A 16,976-nucleotide genomic window follows, 5' to 3' on the forward strand; every position below is an offset into this window, starting at 1 on the left:
ATTACAATAAGGATGACTAAATTAATAACTAAATCAAAGTTGGGATTACTGGTTTGTACCGCCGTTTTTGTATGTAATTCCTGCGCCACGAACCCGGTCACGGGTAAACGGGATATTTCGTTTGTATCGAAGCAGCAGGAAATTGCTATGGGGCAACAAGCCGATCCCGAGGTTATTAGTCAGTTTGGCTTATACCCGAACGAAGCCCTGCAACGTTTTATCAATCAGAAAGGCCAGCAAATGGTGGCCGTATCGCACCGCAAAGACTTAAAATACGAATTTAAAATTGTGGATTCGCCGGTGATTAATGCCTTTGCCGTTCCGGGTGGTTACGTGTACTTTACCCGCGGCATTATGGCGCACTTTAACAACGAAGCACAGTTTGCGGGAGTACTGGGTCACGAGATCGGCCATATTGCGGCGCGGCATTCGGCCCGGCAGCAAAGTAAATCCATGCTGGCCCAGCTTGGGTTAGTGGTGGGCATGGTGGTATCGCCGGAACTGGCGCAATTTGGCGACGCGGCGCAACAAAGTCTGGCCTTGTTATTTTTAAAATTCGGGCGCGACGACGAGCGGGAATCCGACCGGTTAGGAGTGGAGTATTCCACTAAAATTGGCTACGATGCCAATTACATGGCTGATTTTTTCCGGACCTTACAACGCCAACAAGAGCAAAGTGAAGCCGAGCCCATTCCGGATTTTTTATCGACGCACCCCAACCCCGCCGACCGGTATGAAACGGTGAAAGAACTGGCCGCCGATTGGCAGCAAAAAACAAAAGCTACCAACCTGCAAGTAAATCGTAATTCTTTTTTAAAATTAATTGATGGCATCGTGTACGGCGAAGATCCGCGCCAGGGCTTCGTGGAAGCTAATGTGTTTTATCACCCGGAGCTTAAATTCCAGTTTCCGGTGCCAACCGGTTGGGCGTACCAGAACTCGCCGCAACAATTTCAGATGGCCGAAAAAGAAGGCAAAGCCATGATGGCTTTAACCTTAGTGCCCGGTAAAACGCTGGAAGAAGCCGCGCAGCAAATGCTGCAAAAATACCAGTTGCAGGTAGTAGAAAATCAAAAAATAACGGTAAATGGCTTGCCGGCACTCGCGATTGTGGCCGACCAAAAACCCCAGGAAGACCCACAACAACAACAACAACAACAACAACAAACGCCCGCTGTTCGCACTTTAACTTATTTATTTCAGTACAACAGCAATATCTACAGTTTAATGGGAATTTCTTTAGAGGCTAATTTTAATACGTATTTTGCCACTTTTCAAAATACCATGCAGCGGTTCCGGGCATTAACTGACCCCGCCCTGCTTAACCGGCAAGCCGAACGCGTTCGGGTGAAAACCATTGCCAAAACGACTACTTTAGCCCAGGCTTTGCGCCAGTACCATGTAACCGATAAACGCCTCACCGAAATGGCCATTTTAAACGGCATGGAACTGAACGATCAGGTTACCGCTGGTTCCCTGATTAAAGTAGTGCAGAAATAAAGTAACAACCTCATCGAAATAACTAATTATTCGTTGTTAGACTGATAATGCTCTAAAAGTCAACTACTTATTTAAAAATTTTTATCCGTAGCATTTTGTTTAAGTACCTAGTTGAGGAGTAGTAATGCTTTATTAGATGGTTGTTGAGCGATGGACAAGCCTGATCCGCAAACGAAGCTGCCTGAATTACTTTTAAAACGGTGGTCATACCCGAAACATACCAAAAGTGTAATTCTGCCTAAAGAATTGAACCACAATACTTTAGATTAAAACTTAATAAAATGCGTGATCTGGTCCTCTATTTAAGGCAACCATTATTTCTCCCAACCTCCCGTAAGAATTTTTCAAGCCGAAAAAAGAACTGGGTAGAGGTAAAAAGGAAAATTACCTTTTGCAACCCGAAAAAACTAAATTAGAAATTTTACTGCTTTTGTTCTAAAGCGGATAAAACCTTACAGGAGCATCAAAGAAAAAAAAACAGCTTTTCTGGTTCGAAAGGCTGCTAGGCAGGTTAAAAATTTAAAAAATCAGGTTAAATCAATAATAAAAAAGGCTTGGCCGGGGCTTCAGGCTAAGAAATAGCTTTTAAATAATTCAATCCTTTTTGCGTGATTACGAACGTTTGCTTCGGCGATTGCGGGTGGCGGGGGTCGGTGTAATTTAAAAATCTTTCCGTTATCAGCCGTACAATATACTTCTTGTAGTTTTCGTAACTTTCTGCCACCTCAATGTGCTTTAGTATAGCGCACCGTGATTGTGCGTCGCGGCAAAACTGTAAAATATGTTTACGATGCTGGTCGAATTGCTTCTGCTCCGCAGAAATTAAATGATTCGTATACTTCTGGTAATTTGTGAAATTCAAGTTCATCCGAATGAGCGCATCCCTTTTCTAGTCCTTCTAAAAAAACGAAAATGAAAGACATAAGTTTTGTATTTTACAGGTAAAAATTTGTGGTTTCGTCTTCCGGAATCAGATACTATTTAAATAGTAAATAGATTATTGTGAAACAGTTATCTTTTTAAAAAAAGCTTAGAGATGTTGCTGGTTTATTGCAAAAAAACTAGGTAATCCCGGGTAAATATATGCGAGAAGCTTTTTGGGTTTACCATTCCCGCTAATTTCTATACCGTTAAATGGGGTGATTACTGCCACAAAATTAATACAGCACAGCCTCCAGGGAAGCGTTGGCTGCTGTTTCCAGAGCGGAACCGGCCAACAACGAACAAGTAGCTACCACCAGTACCGGCAAAAGCCGGCACTTGCTAACTAAAATTTAAAAAAATACTGAAAAATCAGTATTGTTCTGCCTTTTACGGTAGCCTACCTTTAATGATTGATAAAAGACCGGATTATCCGGAGCCGGCGTGAATTATTTACGCTGTTCCGGGACTTTGGTAAACAAACTATATCATAAAGTACGCCCCTCGGGGCAGAACCTAAAGCTAAAGTACATGTCGACTTTACAAATGCTGGATGTGTTTATCGGTGTTATATTTATATACCTGTTGCTAAGCTTTATTTGCAGCGCTATCAGCGAGATTATTGAAGGTATTATAAAAAAACGGGGGGCCGACCTGCACCGGGGAATATGCGAACTCATTCAGGCCAACCCGGATAATAAGCTACTCGAAAAAATTTACGCGCACCCGTTAATATCTAGTTTGTACCGTGGTCGCTATCAGGTAAATTCTAAAAAAAACCTGCCTTCCTACATCCCGGCTAACAATTTTGCACTGGCTTTGCTGGATATTATTTTGCCGGCCAGCGCTACGCAGGTCTCCGGAGCTGCTGGCGGAGCCGCGCTGGCAGATGCCAATACCCCGGAAACTAAAGACCAACCTTTACAATTATTGCGCAAAGCCTTACTAAATTATGCTGGCTTGCCGGCGCAGCAAGGCATTTTGGCCTTAATTGATGCCGCCGAAGGAGATATAAACAAAGCCCGCCAGAATATAGAGCTGTGGTACAACAGTTCCATGGACCGGGTGGCCGGCTGGTATAAACGGCGGGTGCAAATGATATTGTTGGGCCTGGGGTTTGCCTTGGCCGCCGGCATGAACGCCGACACCATAGCCTTATTTAAAAGTTTAATGAACAGTCCGGCTTTACGGAACTCATTGGTTAGTGCCTCCGCGGAGTACGCCAAAATGTCCTATGCCGAAGCCCAGCAATCCAACCCGCAGGATCGCCTGAATGCTAACCTGACTAAAATTAATGAGCTGCGTTTGCCCATGGGCTGGGATTGGGAGCAAACCACGCCCAGCGGAGTAGTTATTTCTAACGCCAAACTTGCCATTCCCGATAATTTTTCGGGTTGGCTAAGTAAAGTAGCGGGCTGGCTTATTACGGGTTTGGCCGTGTCCTTGGGCGCTCCGTTCTGGTTCGATTTATTAAACAAAATGATGGTCATCCGGTCTACGGTAAAACCTCGCGAAAAAAGCCGGGAAGAAGCCTCTGAAGACCGGCAATAAAAGTGTACACGCTCTAAAATTTAAAAAAATGGCTGGTTGGAAAGGAATTGTCGGTAACAATTACGTCGCCGAATCATTCGATAGTTACTGTCATAGCTTGGCCTGGTCGGCCTGGCGGCCTTCGTTTATTGTGTTGCACAACACCGGTATTCCTTCGCTGGCCCAACGGCCGCAAGGCTTAACGGCCAAACACCTCGACAGTTTGCAAGCCTACTACCGCGATCAACAAGGCTGGAAGGGCGGGCCGCATTTGTTTATCGACGACCAACAAATTTGGGTATTTACGCCTTTAACGGTTTCGGGTACGCATTCGCCCTCCTGGAACAAAGTAGCGCTGGGCATTGAAATGCTGGGCGACTACGAAAAAGAGCCTTTTCACAGTGGCCGGGGTTTGGCCGTTCGGCGCAATACGGTTAGTGCTATTGCTACCTTATGCGCCATTCTGGGCCTCGACCCCCACACCTTACGCCTGCACCGCGAAGATCCCTTAACTACCCACGCCTGCCCCGGAAAAAATGTACGAAAACTGGAAATTATTCAGGAAGTGCAGGATTTAATGGTACAGCGGCACGCCGGCGAACACCCGATTAAACCCGTAGCTTGAATCGTTGTTAGTTGTTGGTTGTTGGTTGTTGGTTGTTAGTTTTTTGTTATTCGTAATATGGTTTATAGCTGATTTTAATTACCCAATGCCCATAGTGCATACTTTGAAATAGGTTGGTACAGCGGTTTAAAAGCGGAAAGCAGCCTAAAAATTTAAAAAAATCATGCGGAAGGCAAGGTTGTGGATTATAAGAATGAATGGAGTTATAAAGTTAGCCAAGGCTGGTACAAGCTGGTAGCGCGAACCTGTTTTAGCAAATGTTACGAGATACCAGCCACCAACTCGCACCAGCACAATTTTAAATTACCAACCAGCAACCAACAACTAATAACGAACAACTAATAACGAACAACTAATAACGAACAACTAATAACTAATAACGAACAACTAATAACGAACAACTAATAACTAATAACGAACAACTAATAACGAACAACTAATAACGAACAACTAATAACGAACAACTAATAACGAACAACTAATAACGAACAACTAATAACGAACAACTAATAACGAACAACTAATAACGAACAACTAATAACGAACAACTAATAACGAATAACCAATACCAGCATGATTGATAATGCTTTAAAAGTGATTGCCAACGAAGTAAACCGGTACATTGTCCGCAAATTGGATCCCGACCGCGATCCTACTTCTACGAAACGGATTACGACGGGGAACGTGGCGAAAGCCCAGGAACCAGATTCCTCGGGGTCGCGGGCCGATTCTTTAACCGCACCGGGCATCCTGACGCTGGTAAATATAGAAGAAGAAAGAAATGCGCGCAACCCCGATAATTTTGTGAGAAAAAACGACAAAATAGAATACCGCAGTCCCAAATTGTACTTAAATCTGTATTGCTTGTTCGCGATAAACCATAGTTCCTACGACACGGCTTTGCAGTATCTCTCGCTTATTTTGCAATTTTTTCAGCACAAAAACGTGATTACCGCTAAAAATACGCCTTCCGAAAACGGACTCTCCCTGGATCCTAAAATTGAAAAACTCATTTTGGATATGGTATCTATGAACGCCGAACAGGTGAATCATTTGTGGGCTACCCTGGGCGGGAAATATTTGCCTTCGGTGCTCTACAAAGTGCGCATGATTACCATTGAAGAAGATATTGCCGACATGCAAGCCGAGCCAGTTACCGGCATATACCTCAATCACCCGGTTGAATAAATGTACAATTATGGTGCGTCAGTACAGTCCTTTTTTTTCCATCACCTTAAGTCACGAGTATTTCCTCAACCGGCAATGCCCGGACTTGCACATTTGGCCTACTGCGGACTGCCAGGTACTTTTCCGGCGCCTCAACATCCAGGGCCGCCAAACAGAAAACCATTTCCAGACTTTTATCAGCGTGAACGATAACCAGGAGCCTTTTATGAATGCCCGCCAGAAGAAATTTTACCGGGCGGATTATGGCCAGCAGGTTTTCCGGTTTTATGTTACTTTAAAAGATCCCTTTTTTTTAAATTATACCAATATTCAGCCCACTCCCCGCAAGCTATTTTACTTCAGCAATCTGGCTAATAATGCGGAAAATAACTTTTTATATCTCACCGCGCCGGTAGAAGAATACACCGTTAATAAATTATACCCACCCGGCAGCCTGGTGCGCGAGGCGCGTACGGGGCAGGTCTACGAAGCTAATACCAAACACATCGGTAAGAAAAAAACTGATTTAACAGATCCGGCCCTGTGGGCACCCAAAGGTTTACAGCACGGGGCCGCTCCGGTAGCTGAATGGAGCCAAGGCAAAACGTACCAGTCCGGTGAACTGGTTACCCAGGGGGAACAGGTTTGGGAAGCCACCCAAAAACAAGGACTCACCAGTGAAAAGCAGTTAAACGATCCGGCGTTGTGGATTAACCGCGGACAGGGGCAATTGCAATATCCTACGGTTCAGGATCAGGTAGCTTACAGCAATGGTTCTTATGCATTACGTTTTCCGGAGCCCGTTAAAAAAGCGGTTATTTCTATTCTGGGCTTTAATTACCACCCGGAAGCGCCTGCCTACGACACCTTGGTCAGCCCCGCCGAAACGCGAACTTTTGACCAGCCCGTAGACCAGGTAACTTTAAACTTAACTCACTTAAAACCCGGTAAATACCAGATTAAGGTAAATCAGGAAATTTCCTGGGTGTACTACGATCCGGCTGTTTCTACCGGCAAAATTCTGGGTGTTATTGAAATATTCAACCATTTACCAGATAAAAATCCCTACGCGCTGTTAACCGACGCAGAAAAAATTAAAAAAACAAAGTTCTGCATCTGGTTTCCGACGCGGCGCGTATTATGGAAATACATTCGCAAAGATACCCGCGCCCAAACGATTACGGATGTGGGCAGCACCGCTTATCAATTTAAGTTAAACGGCGACCAGTTTATTTCTACGGTTCCCATTCCTTTATCCGAAAGCGTGTTAAAAACCTTGAAGCTGGAGTTTAGCACCGCCGATTTTAAAGTATCCCCTTTACCCAATCCGCCGGTTCAGCGATTTGGTAAGTGCCACCAGAATGATTACGATTACCTGTGCTCGGAAGTATATTTAAATTATTAATTCTTTTCCTAGCCAACTATTCAGGATTAAGCGCAAATCAAGGTTAAAATTTAAAAAAATTTAGTTTTAGCAAGTAATGTTTTCCGCCGCTGAAAAAACTGTAAAACTCGCGCCGGCCGTGCAACAAAAAGCGGCAGGCAACTGCTTTTTTAAAAAAACAGGGGAGGAAGGTTTTTTCCAAAACAAACAAACAGCTTTGCCGGAAAACACGGCCTTCTTTAATGCTCCCGTACAGGCTAAGTTAAAAGTGAGCAGCCCCGATGACCCGCAGGAAAAAGAAGCCGATGCCGTGGCCGATCGCGTGATGCGCATGCCGGAACCAACAGCAGAACCTAAAATAACAGAACCAATAACCGACAAAAAGGAAGAAAACATCTCCCGGAAAGAAGCTGCTGCTCCTAAAAAAGATGATTCAATGGCGGATACGGTGCTGACTAAAAAAGATTCAACTCACAAACTGCAAACTAAATTATCCTGGACAATTTTCCGGGGGGTAGATGCCAGCCATAGCCTAGATGCTGCTGATCAGTCTAAAGTTAGTACAGAAGAAAATAGTGCCCGTAAAAATACAGTTTTGGGGGGCTCGGAAGGAGTTCCGCGGAGCGGCAGGGAAACTATCCACGATGCCAGTTCCTTTGAACAGTCATTAGCGGCCACCAAGGGAAAAGGCAGTGCCCTGTCCGGCTCTACCCGCAAATTTATGGAAAGCCGTTTTAACGCGGATTTTAGTAATGTTCGGATCCACACAGATACAAACGCGGTTAATTTAAGTACCCGGGTGCAGGCGCAGGCTTTTGCGCACGGCAATGATATTTATTTTAACAGTAATAAATACGCGCCCGACTCTAACGTAGGCCGGTCTTTACTTGCCCATGAGCTCACCCATACCATTCAGCAGGGAGCAAGCAAAACCAAGCCCGCTGCTGTAAATAGCCCGGAATCGCTAGCCCCCAAAAATGATAGCAACTTAAATACGGATGCGGTTAGGTTTTTACCTGACCAGGCGACTACTTATACCAAAGCAACAGAAATCAAGCCTATTGTAGTACAAGAAGATACAGAAGTTTCCCGGAAAAATAATTCGGAATTCAGTGGCCATAAATTGTCCTTGGCCCATGATCAATCGGCAAAAGCACCACGAAGCACCTGGCAAGTAGGCGTAAAAGGCCATCTGCAACGCGTTCCCGTAAACCCGGCACTTCCTAATTCTGCCGAGCCGGAAATTCAAAAAAAAGAAGATTTTCCCGAAAAAGATAAGTTAGCGGAACAACCTAAATTAGGAATACAAAAAAAAACATTTGCCTCCGCTAATCCAGCTCCGCATTCTGCTGGTATATTTCCGGTAAAAGTTACGGCTGGGGCTCCTGGGCTTCAGCTGAAAGCCATTACCGCTCCTACTGCCGATCCGGCTTTTCAGGCAGTGGTTGGTAAAATTAAAAAAACGGGCCAGCAAGCTAAAAAACACGAGCCTGCCGGTAAAAAAGTAAAAGAAGCCCAATTGGCGGCTAAACCACCCGCCAACGAAAAAGAAAGTTTAGCTAAAGATAAAAAGGTAGCCGAAATGGCTCAGCAGGAGCCAGGGGTTTTCGACGAAGGTAAATTTAAGGCTGCTTTACGCGAAAAAATTGCCGCACTGCAATTAAACACCTTAAAAGATGCCGAAAACTTTAAGGCCAACAATGGCGCGGCGGCGGTAAAAGGCGACGTGAGTTCGCAGGTAAACAGCGAAAAAGAAAAAGCCGCTGGCAGCATAGAAGGGAAAGTAAAAGAAGCCCCGGCTCCCGGTAGTGTGCCTGGCAAGGAAGTGGGTCCCGAACCAGCCCCGGCTCCTGGGGTAGCCGCTCCCACCATCAACGGCGCCCAGGCCGCCCCCAAGCCCGTGCCTGCCACCGACGTGTCGTTGCAGAAAGAAAGCCAAAGTCTGGACAAGCAAATGGCCGATGCCAAGGTTACCGAAAAGCAGCTAAGTAAATCGAATGAGCCTTCCTTTACCGGCGCCCTGGCGGATAAGAAAACCGCGCAGAAAGATGCCCTAGAGCGGCCCCAACAATTCCGGAAAGATGAAAAAGGCATTATTGTCAATGCGCAGGTTACCGCCGCCGCGGTAAGTAAAACGCAATTAAACGGTTTGGTAGGCACCCAAAAACAAAAAATGGGCGGGGTGCTAAGCAAGCAGCAGGAAGCAAAAGCCAAAGACGAAGCCGACCGCGCCAAAGTAGCCGCCGACATTGAACAAAAATTTAACGCCACTAAAACCGAAGTAGAAGGCATTCTATCCAAACTAGATACCGACGTAACCGCTATGTTCGATAAAGGCATCAGCGAGGCCACCCAAGACTTTGAAGATTACGTGGACCGTGAAGTACGCAAGTACAAGATTGACCGGTACTTAAACCGCATTGGTGGTTCTTTACTGTGGGCCGCCGACTTGCTGCTAGGCTTACCCGACGAAGTAAACGATATTTATAAACGGGGCAAAGAGCGGTATGTCCGGTCTATGGATGTGGTCATCAATAAAGTAGCCCGGTTGGTAGTAACGCAACTAAATGCCGCTAAAAAACGCATTGCCACCGGGAAAGCCGAGATAAAAAGCTATGTCGATAAATTACCGAAAAACTTACAGGCCATTGGCAATGATGCCGCCAAGAAAGTGCAGGCGCAGTTTAGTGAGTTAGAGCAAGGCGTCAATAATAAACAAAACGAACTGGTAGATACCTTAGCGGCCAAGTACAAAGCCGGTCTGGAGAATGTAGATAAGAAAATTGCCGAAATGAAGGAGGCCAACAAAGGCCTGGTAGATAAAGCCATTGGAGCAATTAAAGACGTTATCGATGCGATCATAGAATTTAAAAATATGCTGCTGAACGTGCTCGCCCGCGCCGCCGCCGCTATTGATCTGATCATTGAAGACCCCATTGGTTTCCTGGGTAACCTGGTAGCCGGGGTAAAACAAGGTATTCAGAAATTTGTGGGCAACATTGCTACCCACTTAAAAAATGGCTTAATGGGCTGGCTGTTCGGTACCCTGGCCGAAGCGGGTATTCAAATGCCGCAGAGTTTTGATGCCAAAGGCATTATGTCGTTAATTCTGCAAGTACTGGGCTTAACCTACGCCAACATCCGGGCCCGGGCCGTGAATATTGTGGGTGAAAAAGTAGTAGCGGGCCTGGAAAAAGCCGCCGAAATATTCATTATTCTTAAAAACGAAGGCATTGGTGGCTTGTGGCGCTTTATTAAAGAAAAAGTAGAGCAGCTAAAAGATACCGTTATCGAATCCATTAAATCTTTTGTGATAGAAAAGATTGTGGTGGCGGGGGTTACCTGGTTAGTGAGCATGCTCAATCCGGCCTCGGCCTTTATCAAAGCCTGCAAGATGATCTACGATGTCATCATGTTCTTCGTAACCCGCGGTAGCCAAATTATGGCCTTGGTCAATGCCGTAATTGATTCGGTTACTGCTATTGCCAAAGGAGCCATCGGGGTAGCGGCCACCGCCGTAGAAAATGCCTTGGCCAAAGCATTGCCGGTAGCCATCAGCTTCCTGGCCAGTTTACTCGGCCTCGGCGGTATCAGCGAAAAGATCAAGGCCATTATTGCTAAGATTCAAGCACCGATCAATGCAGCTATTGACTGGGTAATAAATAAGGCGGTGGCTTTAGTGAAAGCTGCGGGTAAGTTATTAATGGCAGGTGGAAAAAAGGTAGTAGGTGCAATAAAAAGTTTATTAGGTATCAAAAAATCGTTTAGTGCAAGTGACGGTACTTCACATAGCCTTTTCTTTAAAGGAAATGAAAGTAATCCTGAATTAATGGTTGCTACAACGGCAATGCCTGTTCGTGATGCATTGAAACAAATAGCTTTGAAAATAAAAGATCCAGGAAATGAAAAATTGGAACCTCAATATATTAAAGCTGATAAATTAGTGTACAAAATTTCAAAAGATATCAGGCAAGTTCAGAAAAAAGATCAAGAAGGATATCAGCTTGAGGATATTGAAAATGTAAACTCTTCGCTAAAAGAACTTTCTGATGTAATGGAATCTTTAATGCCTTTATTATCTGATAAAAGTGGTGCTGGCGCAGGGGCAGTTAAAGTGGGTGATTTATTAAAAATCACCCGCATGAATAAATATGCCAGTGTTTCAGATGTTTCGGACATGATAAGATATAAAGTTTTAGAACAAGGAAATTCCCGAGTTAGTATGGAAGGTTTTCCAAAAGAAAGCTTTGAAGAGAAGGTTAAGAATAAAGAAATTGTAATAGAGCTTGCTGGCCTTTCTAAAAAAACAAGGCGGGATTTATATATGGGACCAACACCGGATATTACGGGTGATGTTGGCCGGAAAGTAAAAGAAAGAATGAAATCATTAGGCAAATATGATACTGCACAAAAGCCAGGTCAGTTTAAAGACAGAGGTGGCGAATGGTTTCCAATAAAAGTAGTTAACATGGGGCATGTTATTGATGCTGCAAAATGGTGGAATAGCAATGGAAGATTTAAGGGTCCAAGAGCACCGGAAGTAATAAGCTTTATGAATGATCCGGATAATTATGAGTTGGAAGACAAAGTTCAGAATCAATTACGAGGCGCTACTGAAGGAGACAGGTATTTACCACCTACATCGTAATATAAAAACGTAAATGGGATATAAAATTTTATGGATTGTCAAATAATAACATTATGAAACTCACCTACGCCCGCCGCTATCGCCGCAGCCCTTCTCGTTCCAGAGAAAATGCACTATTCAAAAAAGACAACCAACTGGAGCCGGCGTTTTTTGCAACTCCTGCCCGCCAAAGCTTCTTTAAGCCCAACTTGGCTATCCAGCGCAAGTGTGATCATTGCGCCGCCGAAGATAAAAAGGTAAACCGCATGAGCGATTCGAAAGAAGAAGAAAAGAAAGTCCAAAAAATGGAGGACAAGAAAGAGGAAGAAAAGCCTGTTCAGAAGATGGCGGACAAAAAAGAAGAAAAAGAGGTGCAGAAAATGGAGGAGAAGAAAGAAGAGAAAGAAGTCCAGAAGATGGAGGAGAAGAAAGAAGAGGAAAAGCCCATCCAGAAAATGACGGATACCAAAGAAGAAGAAAAAAGGTATCCAAAATGGAGGAGGCAAAAAAATTGGAGAAAGAAGAAGATAAGAAAGTAGCTAAAAAAGAAAGCAGTTCCTCGACCAGTCGAACAACTGCTGCCAGCAATTATATCTATTCTTTAAACGGGAAAGGCCAGGCGCTACCGGAAGAAACGCAGCATTTTTTAAAAAAAAGATAGGCTATGACTTTAGCCAGGTAAAAATACATACCACCACCGAAGCAGAAGAATCGGCCAGGCAATTGAATGCCAAAGCGTATGCCGTGGATAATCACGTGGTTTTTAATAAAAATCAGTACAATCCGGATTCTGCAGCTGGTAAAAAACTGCTGGCCCACGAACTAGCGCACGTGGTTCAGAATTATAAACCCGAATTACTAAAAACCCAACAGCAAAAAGCCAGTAACCATCCGCCGGTGAGTCAACCCATTGTGGAAACGGGTAAAGCTACCAATTCCAAAAATAAAAAAGCTTTTGCCTGCGAAGGCGTGGAAGTAGAAGCACAAACACGGGCTAATTACAGCAATTCCTTTACTTTCTCTAAAAGCATCCAACCGGCTGCGGATTGTGAGGCGTGTTCGGGCCCGGATTGTATTAGTGCTTCGGGTACCATTGTTTCCGTATTTCGGGCCCGACCAACCGTTTCCTTGCCCGCCGTGCCCGAGGGTTTAACGGCTTGTGAAAGACGCGCGGTCAGAACATTTATCAATACAACTTTACGCCAACACGAACAGCAACACGTAGCCGCCTTTAACACCTATAATGGCACCGTCCGGACTCCTTATTCCTACACCGGCTGTAAAGAGGGATTAAATGCGTATGTGCAGTCGATCCACGACAACTTAAACGGCCAGCGGGAGGCGGCGGCCAACGCCACCAGTGATGCTTTAGATCCTTTTAACCCTCCAATTCCCTGTGATTGTGAAACGCTTTAAAAAAGTAAATAATTGCTTTTGAATGACGAATGTACATCTAGAAAATACTACTTCATCTTCAGCCTTAAAGGCTGCTTTCGATCACCTTCGCCAGATTATTACGCAACGCCTGCAGGCGCATTTTAATCAGGAAACCTTTAACCTGCCGGACGAGTTGGATGAAATTTTAAAAAAAAACCGGGACAAGCAACCAATTAGCCGGCATATACCCCCGCTTACCACTGCCGCCGAATGGATTGTAATTGCGCTGGCCTTGGTGCCGCATATTCAACCTAGTTTTTTTGAATCTATCATTACTGAAATTCTACCTAATGGCGGCGATTTTCCGGAATTCGGTGGGGTAAAAGGCACCAACCACCGCGGCATGTTGCCCACCGGCGAAACTGCCCAGTTTATTATTGCCGGCGACGATGTTATTCAACGGTTGGCGGTTCAATCACTTTTTGAAGAGCAGCATTTTTTTTACCAAAACGACATTGTTTGGTTAGAATCGGTAAAAGAAGGCGAACCCCGCATGAGCGGCCGGATTATTCTGGCGCCGGAATGGGTACATACTTTACTAACCGGCGCCGATAGTAAACCTAAGTTCAGCCCGGATTTTCCGGCTAAGCTGGTACAAACCAAAATGGACTGGAGCGATTTAATCTTACATCCTTTTACCGCGGAACAAATCGACGATATTAAACGCTGGTTTAGTTTTCATCACATTCTCGAAGCCGATGGCAACTTGTCGCGCAAAATCAACCAGGGCTACCGCGTACTGTTTCATGGGCCGCCCGGCACTGGTAAAACGCTTACCGCCGGACTTATGGGCAAAGAATTTAAAAAAGACGTGTACCGCGTGGATTTGTCGCAGATCGTTTCGAAATACATTGGCGAAACCGAAAAAAACCTGAGCAAAATATTCGACCGGGCCGAACACAAAGACTGGATTTTGTTTTTTGATGAAGCCGATGCTTTGTTTGGCAAACGGACCAACGTGCAAAGTTCGCATGATAAATACGCCAACCAGGAAGTGTCGTTTTTACTGCAGCGGGTCGAAGATTTTAAAGGCTTGCTCATTCTAGCTTCCAACTACAAGTCCAACATGGACGAAGCTTTCCTGAGGCGGTTTCATGCCATTGTGCATTTTCCAATGCCGAACTCCCAGGAACGTTTAAAATTATGGCAGCAATCCTTACCCACCTCTATTCCGGCCAATAACCAACTCAACCTGGCGCACCTGGCCGAAGTGCACGAGCTCAGCGGCGCCTCTATCCTGAACATTGTACAGTTTGCCTCCTTAAAAGCCCTGAGCCGACCCGAACAAACCCTGCACCAGGAGGATTTACTCCAAGGAATCCGGCGCGAGTTCCGCAAAGAAGAAAAATCAGCCTAGGATCGCGGATGAAAACGAATTACCCGGATTTCGCGGATTATTTTCGGATTTATTTAAAATCAAATTCCGGAATTAAGAGTTGTATCTTGTGTTTTTTAAGTTCTTTAGATTATAGCTAGAACCTTAAAAATTAAGAAATTATAAGATGGTACCTGGTAAATGGTACCTGGTAAATGTAAAAAAGCTCCCCGCTTCAGATGAGGAGGGACTGGGGATAATTGATTTTTCTAGCTGATCCGGAAAAACGCGTTAAAACCTTCCTCTCTATTTCCAAATTCAAAATTAAGTGTTGCGAAGAAAAGCTGGATCTTAATAAACCGGTCGGTACTTGCGCAAATTTTCTTTTATCGCTCATATCCAAGTAAATTCAAGTTCTAATGGCGGTTTTTTAAATTTATAGTATTCTGTTAAGAACTAAGTGCCCCAAAATTTAAAAAAAACAATTAGTTGGCTCTACTTACATGCGAAAAATACTGAAAAATCAGTATTTTTTTCTGCTCCCGACTCCCTTACCTTAGCACATACAAACCCCGGTTACCATTTAATCTAAATCTTCATTCCGGTTCTTGGGTTTCTTTTTTTATTGGGTTTATAGCATGTAAGCAAATTTAAATTATGATTTATTCATTGCCGCCCGCCACTTACTCCAACAGTTCCTGACGTTTAACCTACCGGTGAACAATTCTATCTGGCTGTCCGCCAGCCCATTTTAGCCGCTTTTAAACGGCTGCGGCTACTTCTTTGCCCATTGCCGGCACTTTCTCTGCTTAAAATTAGATTTCAACATCCTAAAACATGAAAAATGGCAACCTTAAATTATAAAACCCCCGGGGTATATATTGAAGAAATAACCACTTTGCCGCCTTCGGTCGCCGAAGTGGAAACGGCCATTCCGGCCTTTATTGGCTTTACGGAAACCGGTGTCCGGAACGATCCCCGGCGCATTGCTTCGTTAGTAGAATATCAGGAGTATTTTGGCTACGCCGAAATTGAAAGAGGAATTTCGGTAACCGTGGAAAAAAGTGCCAACAATCCATCGGAGGCACGGGTACTCCACGTGTCCATTGATCCGGCCACCAAATCCAAAAACGTGCTGTATTACGCCCTGCAGTTGTACTTCGCCAACGGGGGCGGACCTTGCTACATTGTGTCGGCGGGAAATTTTGCCGATAGTGCCGGCAACCCGCGCGAGGCGTACGGCAATGCCTTACTCGCCAGTTCTAAAGAAGATGAACCTACTTTACTAGTTTTCCCGGATGCGCCTTTCACCTTAAACGCCGCCGACTATTATGGTTTGATGAACGATGCTTTGGCCGAATGCTCCCGCCTGGGCGACCGGTTTACAATTGTGGATGTATTAAGCGTTAATAACGATTCGCTGGCATCAGTAGCGGCTTTCCGGCAAGCTATTACGGCTAACTTAACCGAAGCAAAATACGGCTCGGCGTATCATCCTTATTTAAACACCAGTTTAGATTACCGCTACGAAGATCCCGAAACCAAAACCCCGGTGGTAAAAGTGTTATTGGCCGGCGATGATGCGGCAGCCCGGGCTCTGGATGATAGCCGGCAAACGGCCCTGGTAGCCCGCCGCGATGCCGATGCGGCCCGCGCTGAAGTTGATGCTCTGAAACAAGCCTCCGATGCGGGAGATGCGGAAGCGAAGAAAAAGATACCGGATGCCGAAAAAAGAGCCCGGGATTTAGAATCTGCTGCCAAAACGGCCCAAACGGCCGCTGATAACGCCGGCAAAGCAGTAACCGAGCAAACCTGGCAAGACCAAAACAACGCGGTTCAAAACCAAATCCGGAAAATGATTGGGGGATTAGGCGTACAACTCACTCCCTGCGCGGCAGTGGCCGGGGTGTACGCGGCCGTAGACAGCACCCGTGGCGTATGGAAAGCGCCAGCCAACGTGAGCCTCAACTACATTACTTCCACCGCTGCCCGCATTACCGACGATGATCAACGGGATTTAAACGTGGATGTGGTAGCGGGCAAATCAGTAAATGCCATTCGCTCTTTTATTGGCATGGGCACTAAAATCTGGGGCGCGCGTACATTGGCCGGCAACGACAACGAATGGCGGTACGTGAATGTGCGGCGGTTTTTTAATATGGTGGAAGAGTCCATTAAGAAATCGACGTATTGGGCCGTTTTTGAACCCAACGATAAAAATACCTGGGTGCGGGTCCGCGCCATGATCGAGAATTATTTGTACCAGAAATGGGAGCAAGGTGCTTTAGCCGGAGCTAAAGCCGAAGATTCTTTTTACGTGCGGGTAGGTTTAGGAGAAACCATGTCGCCGGTGGATATTCTGGAAGGCCGGATGATTATTGAGATTGGCTTAGCCGCCGTGCGGCCGGCCGAATTTATCATTATCCGCTTCTCGCATTTTCTCCAGAAATCATAGTTACTAACCTTTAAT

10 protein-coding genes and 1 pseudogene are annotated in these 16,976 nt (G+C 45.2%); 10 read left to right on the forward strand and 1 reads right to left on the reverse strand.

What is annotated here, in order from left to right:
* Positions 1-12: 12 nt before the first annotated feature.
* Positions 13-1,500: a M48 family metalloprotease gene (locus AHMF7616_RS06100; RefSeq protein ID WP_115372080.1), complete on the forward strand. Its 1,488-nt coding sequence runs from the start codon at positions 13-15 to the stop codon at positions 1,498-1,500.
* A 571-nt stretch (positions 1,501-2,071) separates the two neighbouring features.
* Here AHMF7616_RS06100 and AHMF7616_RS06105 read toward each other — a convergent pair.
* Positions 2,072-2,368 carry a hypothetical protein gene (locus AHMF7616_RS06105; RefSeq protein ID WP_115372081.1) on the reverse strand — a complete coding sequence of 99 codons (297 nt, stop codon included), beginning with the start codon at positions 2,366-2,368 and terminating at the stop codon, positions 2,072-2,074.
* A 584-nt stretch (positions 2,369-2,952) separates the two neighbouring features.
* On the opposite strand from AHMF7616_RS06105, the gene AHMF7616_RS06110 reads away from it, so the two are divergent.
* From AHMF7616_RS06110 to AHMF7616_RS06150, 9 genes and pseudogenes are all read left to right on the forward strand, one after another.
* Positions 2,953-3,972, forward strand: coding sequence for a hypothetical protein (locus AHMF7616_RS06110; RefSeq protein WP_147275616.1), 1,020 nt, complete (start codon positions 2,953-2,955; stop codon positions 3,970-3,972).
* Between the two features lie 28 nt (positions 3,973-4,000).
* Positions 4,001-4,576: a peptidoglycan recognition protein family protein gene (locus tag AHMF7616_RS06115; protein ID WP_115372083.1), complete on the forward strand. Its 576-nt coding sequence runs from the start codon at positions 4,001-4,003 to the stop codon at positions 4,574-4,576.
* Positions 4,577-5,149: 573 nt separating this feature from the next.
* On the forward strand, positions 5,150-5,764 hold the full coding sequence (locus AHMF7616_RS06120) for a Pvc16 family protein (RefSeq protein WP_115372084.1): 615 nt from the start codon (positions 5,150-5,152) through the stop codon (positions 5,762-5,764).
* Positions 5,765-5,774: 10 nt separating this feature from the next.
* The gene (locus tag AHMF7616_RS06125) at positions 5,775-7,148 is read left to right on the forward strand and encodes a hypothetical protein (protein ID WP_115372085.1); all 1,374 of its coding nucleotides are present in this window, start codon (positions 5,775-5,777) and stop codon (positions 7,146-7,148) included.
* Positions 7,149-7,224: 76 nt separating this feature from the next.
* Positions 7,225-11,775 carry an eCIS core domain-containing protein gene (locus AHMF7616_RS06130; RefSeq protein WP_115372086.1) on the forward strand — a complete coding sequence of 1,517 codons (4,551 nt, stop codon included), beginning with the start codon at positions 7,225-7,227 and terminating at the stop codon, positions 11,773-11,775.
* A gap of 53 nt (positions 11,776-11,828) precedes the next feature.
* A complete protein-coding gene (locus AHMF7616_RS06135; RefSeq protein WP_115372087.1) occupies positions 11,829-12,293 on the forward strand; it encodes a hypothetical protein in 465 nt (154 codons plus the stop codon).
* Between the two features lie 112 nt (positions 12,294-12,405).
* Positions 12,406-13,170, forward strand: a pseudogene (locus tag AHMF7616_RS06140) (eCIS core domain-containing protein); the annotation flags it as partial.
* Between the two features lie 22 nt (positions 13,171-13,192).
* The gene (locus AHMF7616_RS06145; protein ID WP_115372089.1) at positions 13,193-14,548 is read left to right on the forward strand and encodes an ATP-binding protein; all 1,356 of its coding nucleotides are present in this window, start codon (positions 13,193-13,195) and stop codon (positions 14,546-14,548) included.
* 802 nt (positions 14,549-15,350) lie between these two features.
* A complete protein-coding gene (locus AHMF7616_RS06150) occupies positions 15,351-16,961 on the forward strand; it encodes a phage tail sheath family protein (protein ID WP_115372090.1) in 1,611 nt (536 codons plus the stop codon).
* Positions 16,962-16,976: the final 15 nt, after the last annotated feature.

The sequence above is a fragment of the Adhaeribacter pallidiroseus genome, assembly GCF_003340495.1.
GTDB lineage: Bacteria > Bacteroidota > Bacteroidia > Cytophagales > Hymenobacteraceae > Adhaeribacter > Adhaeribacter pallidiroseus.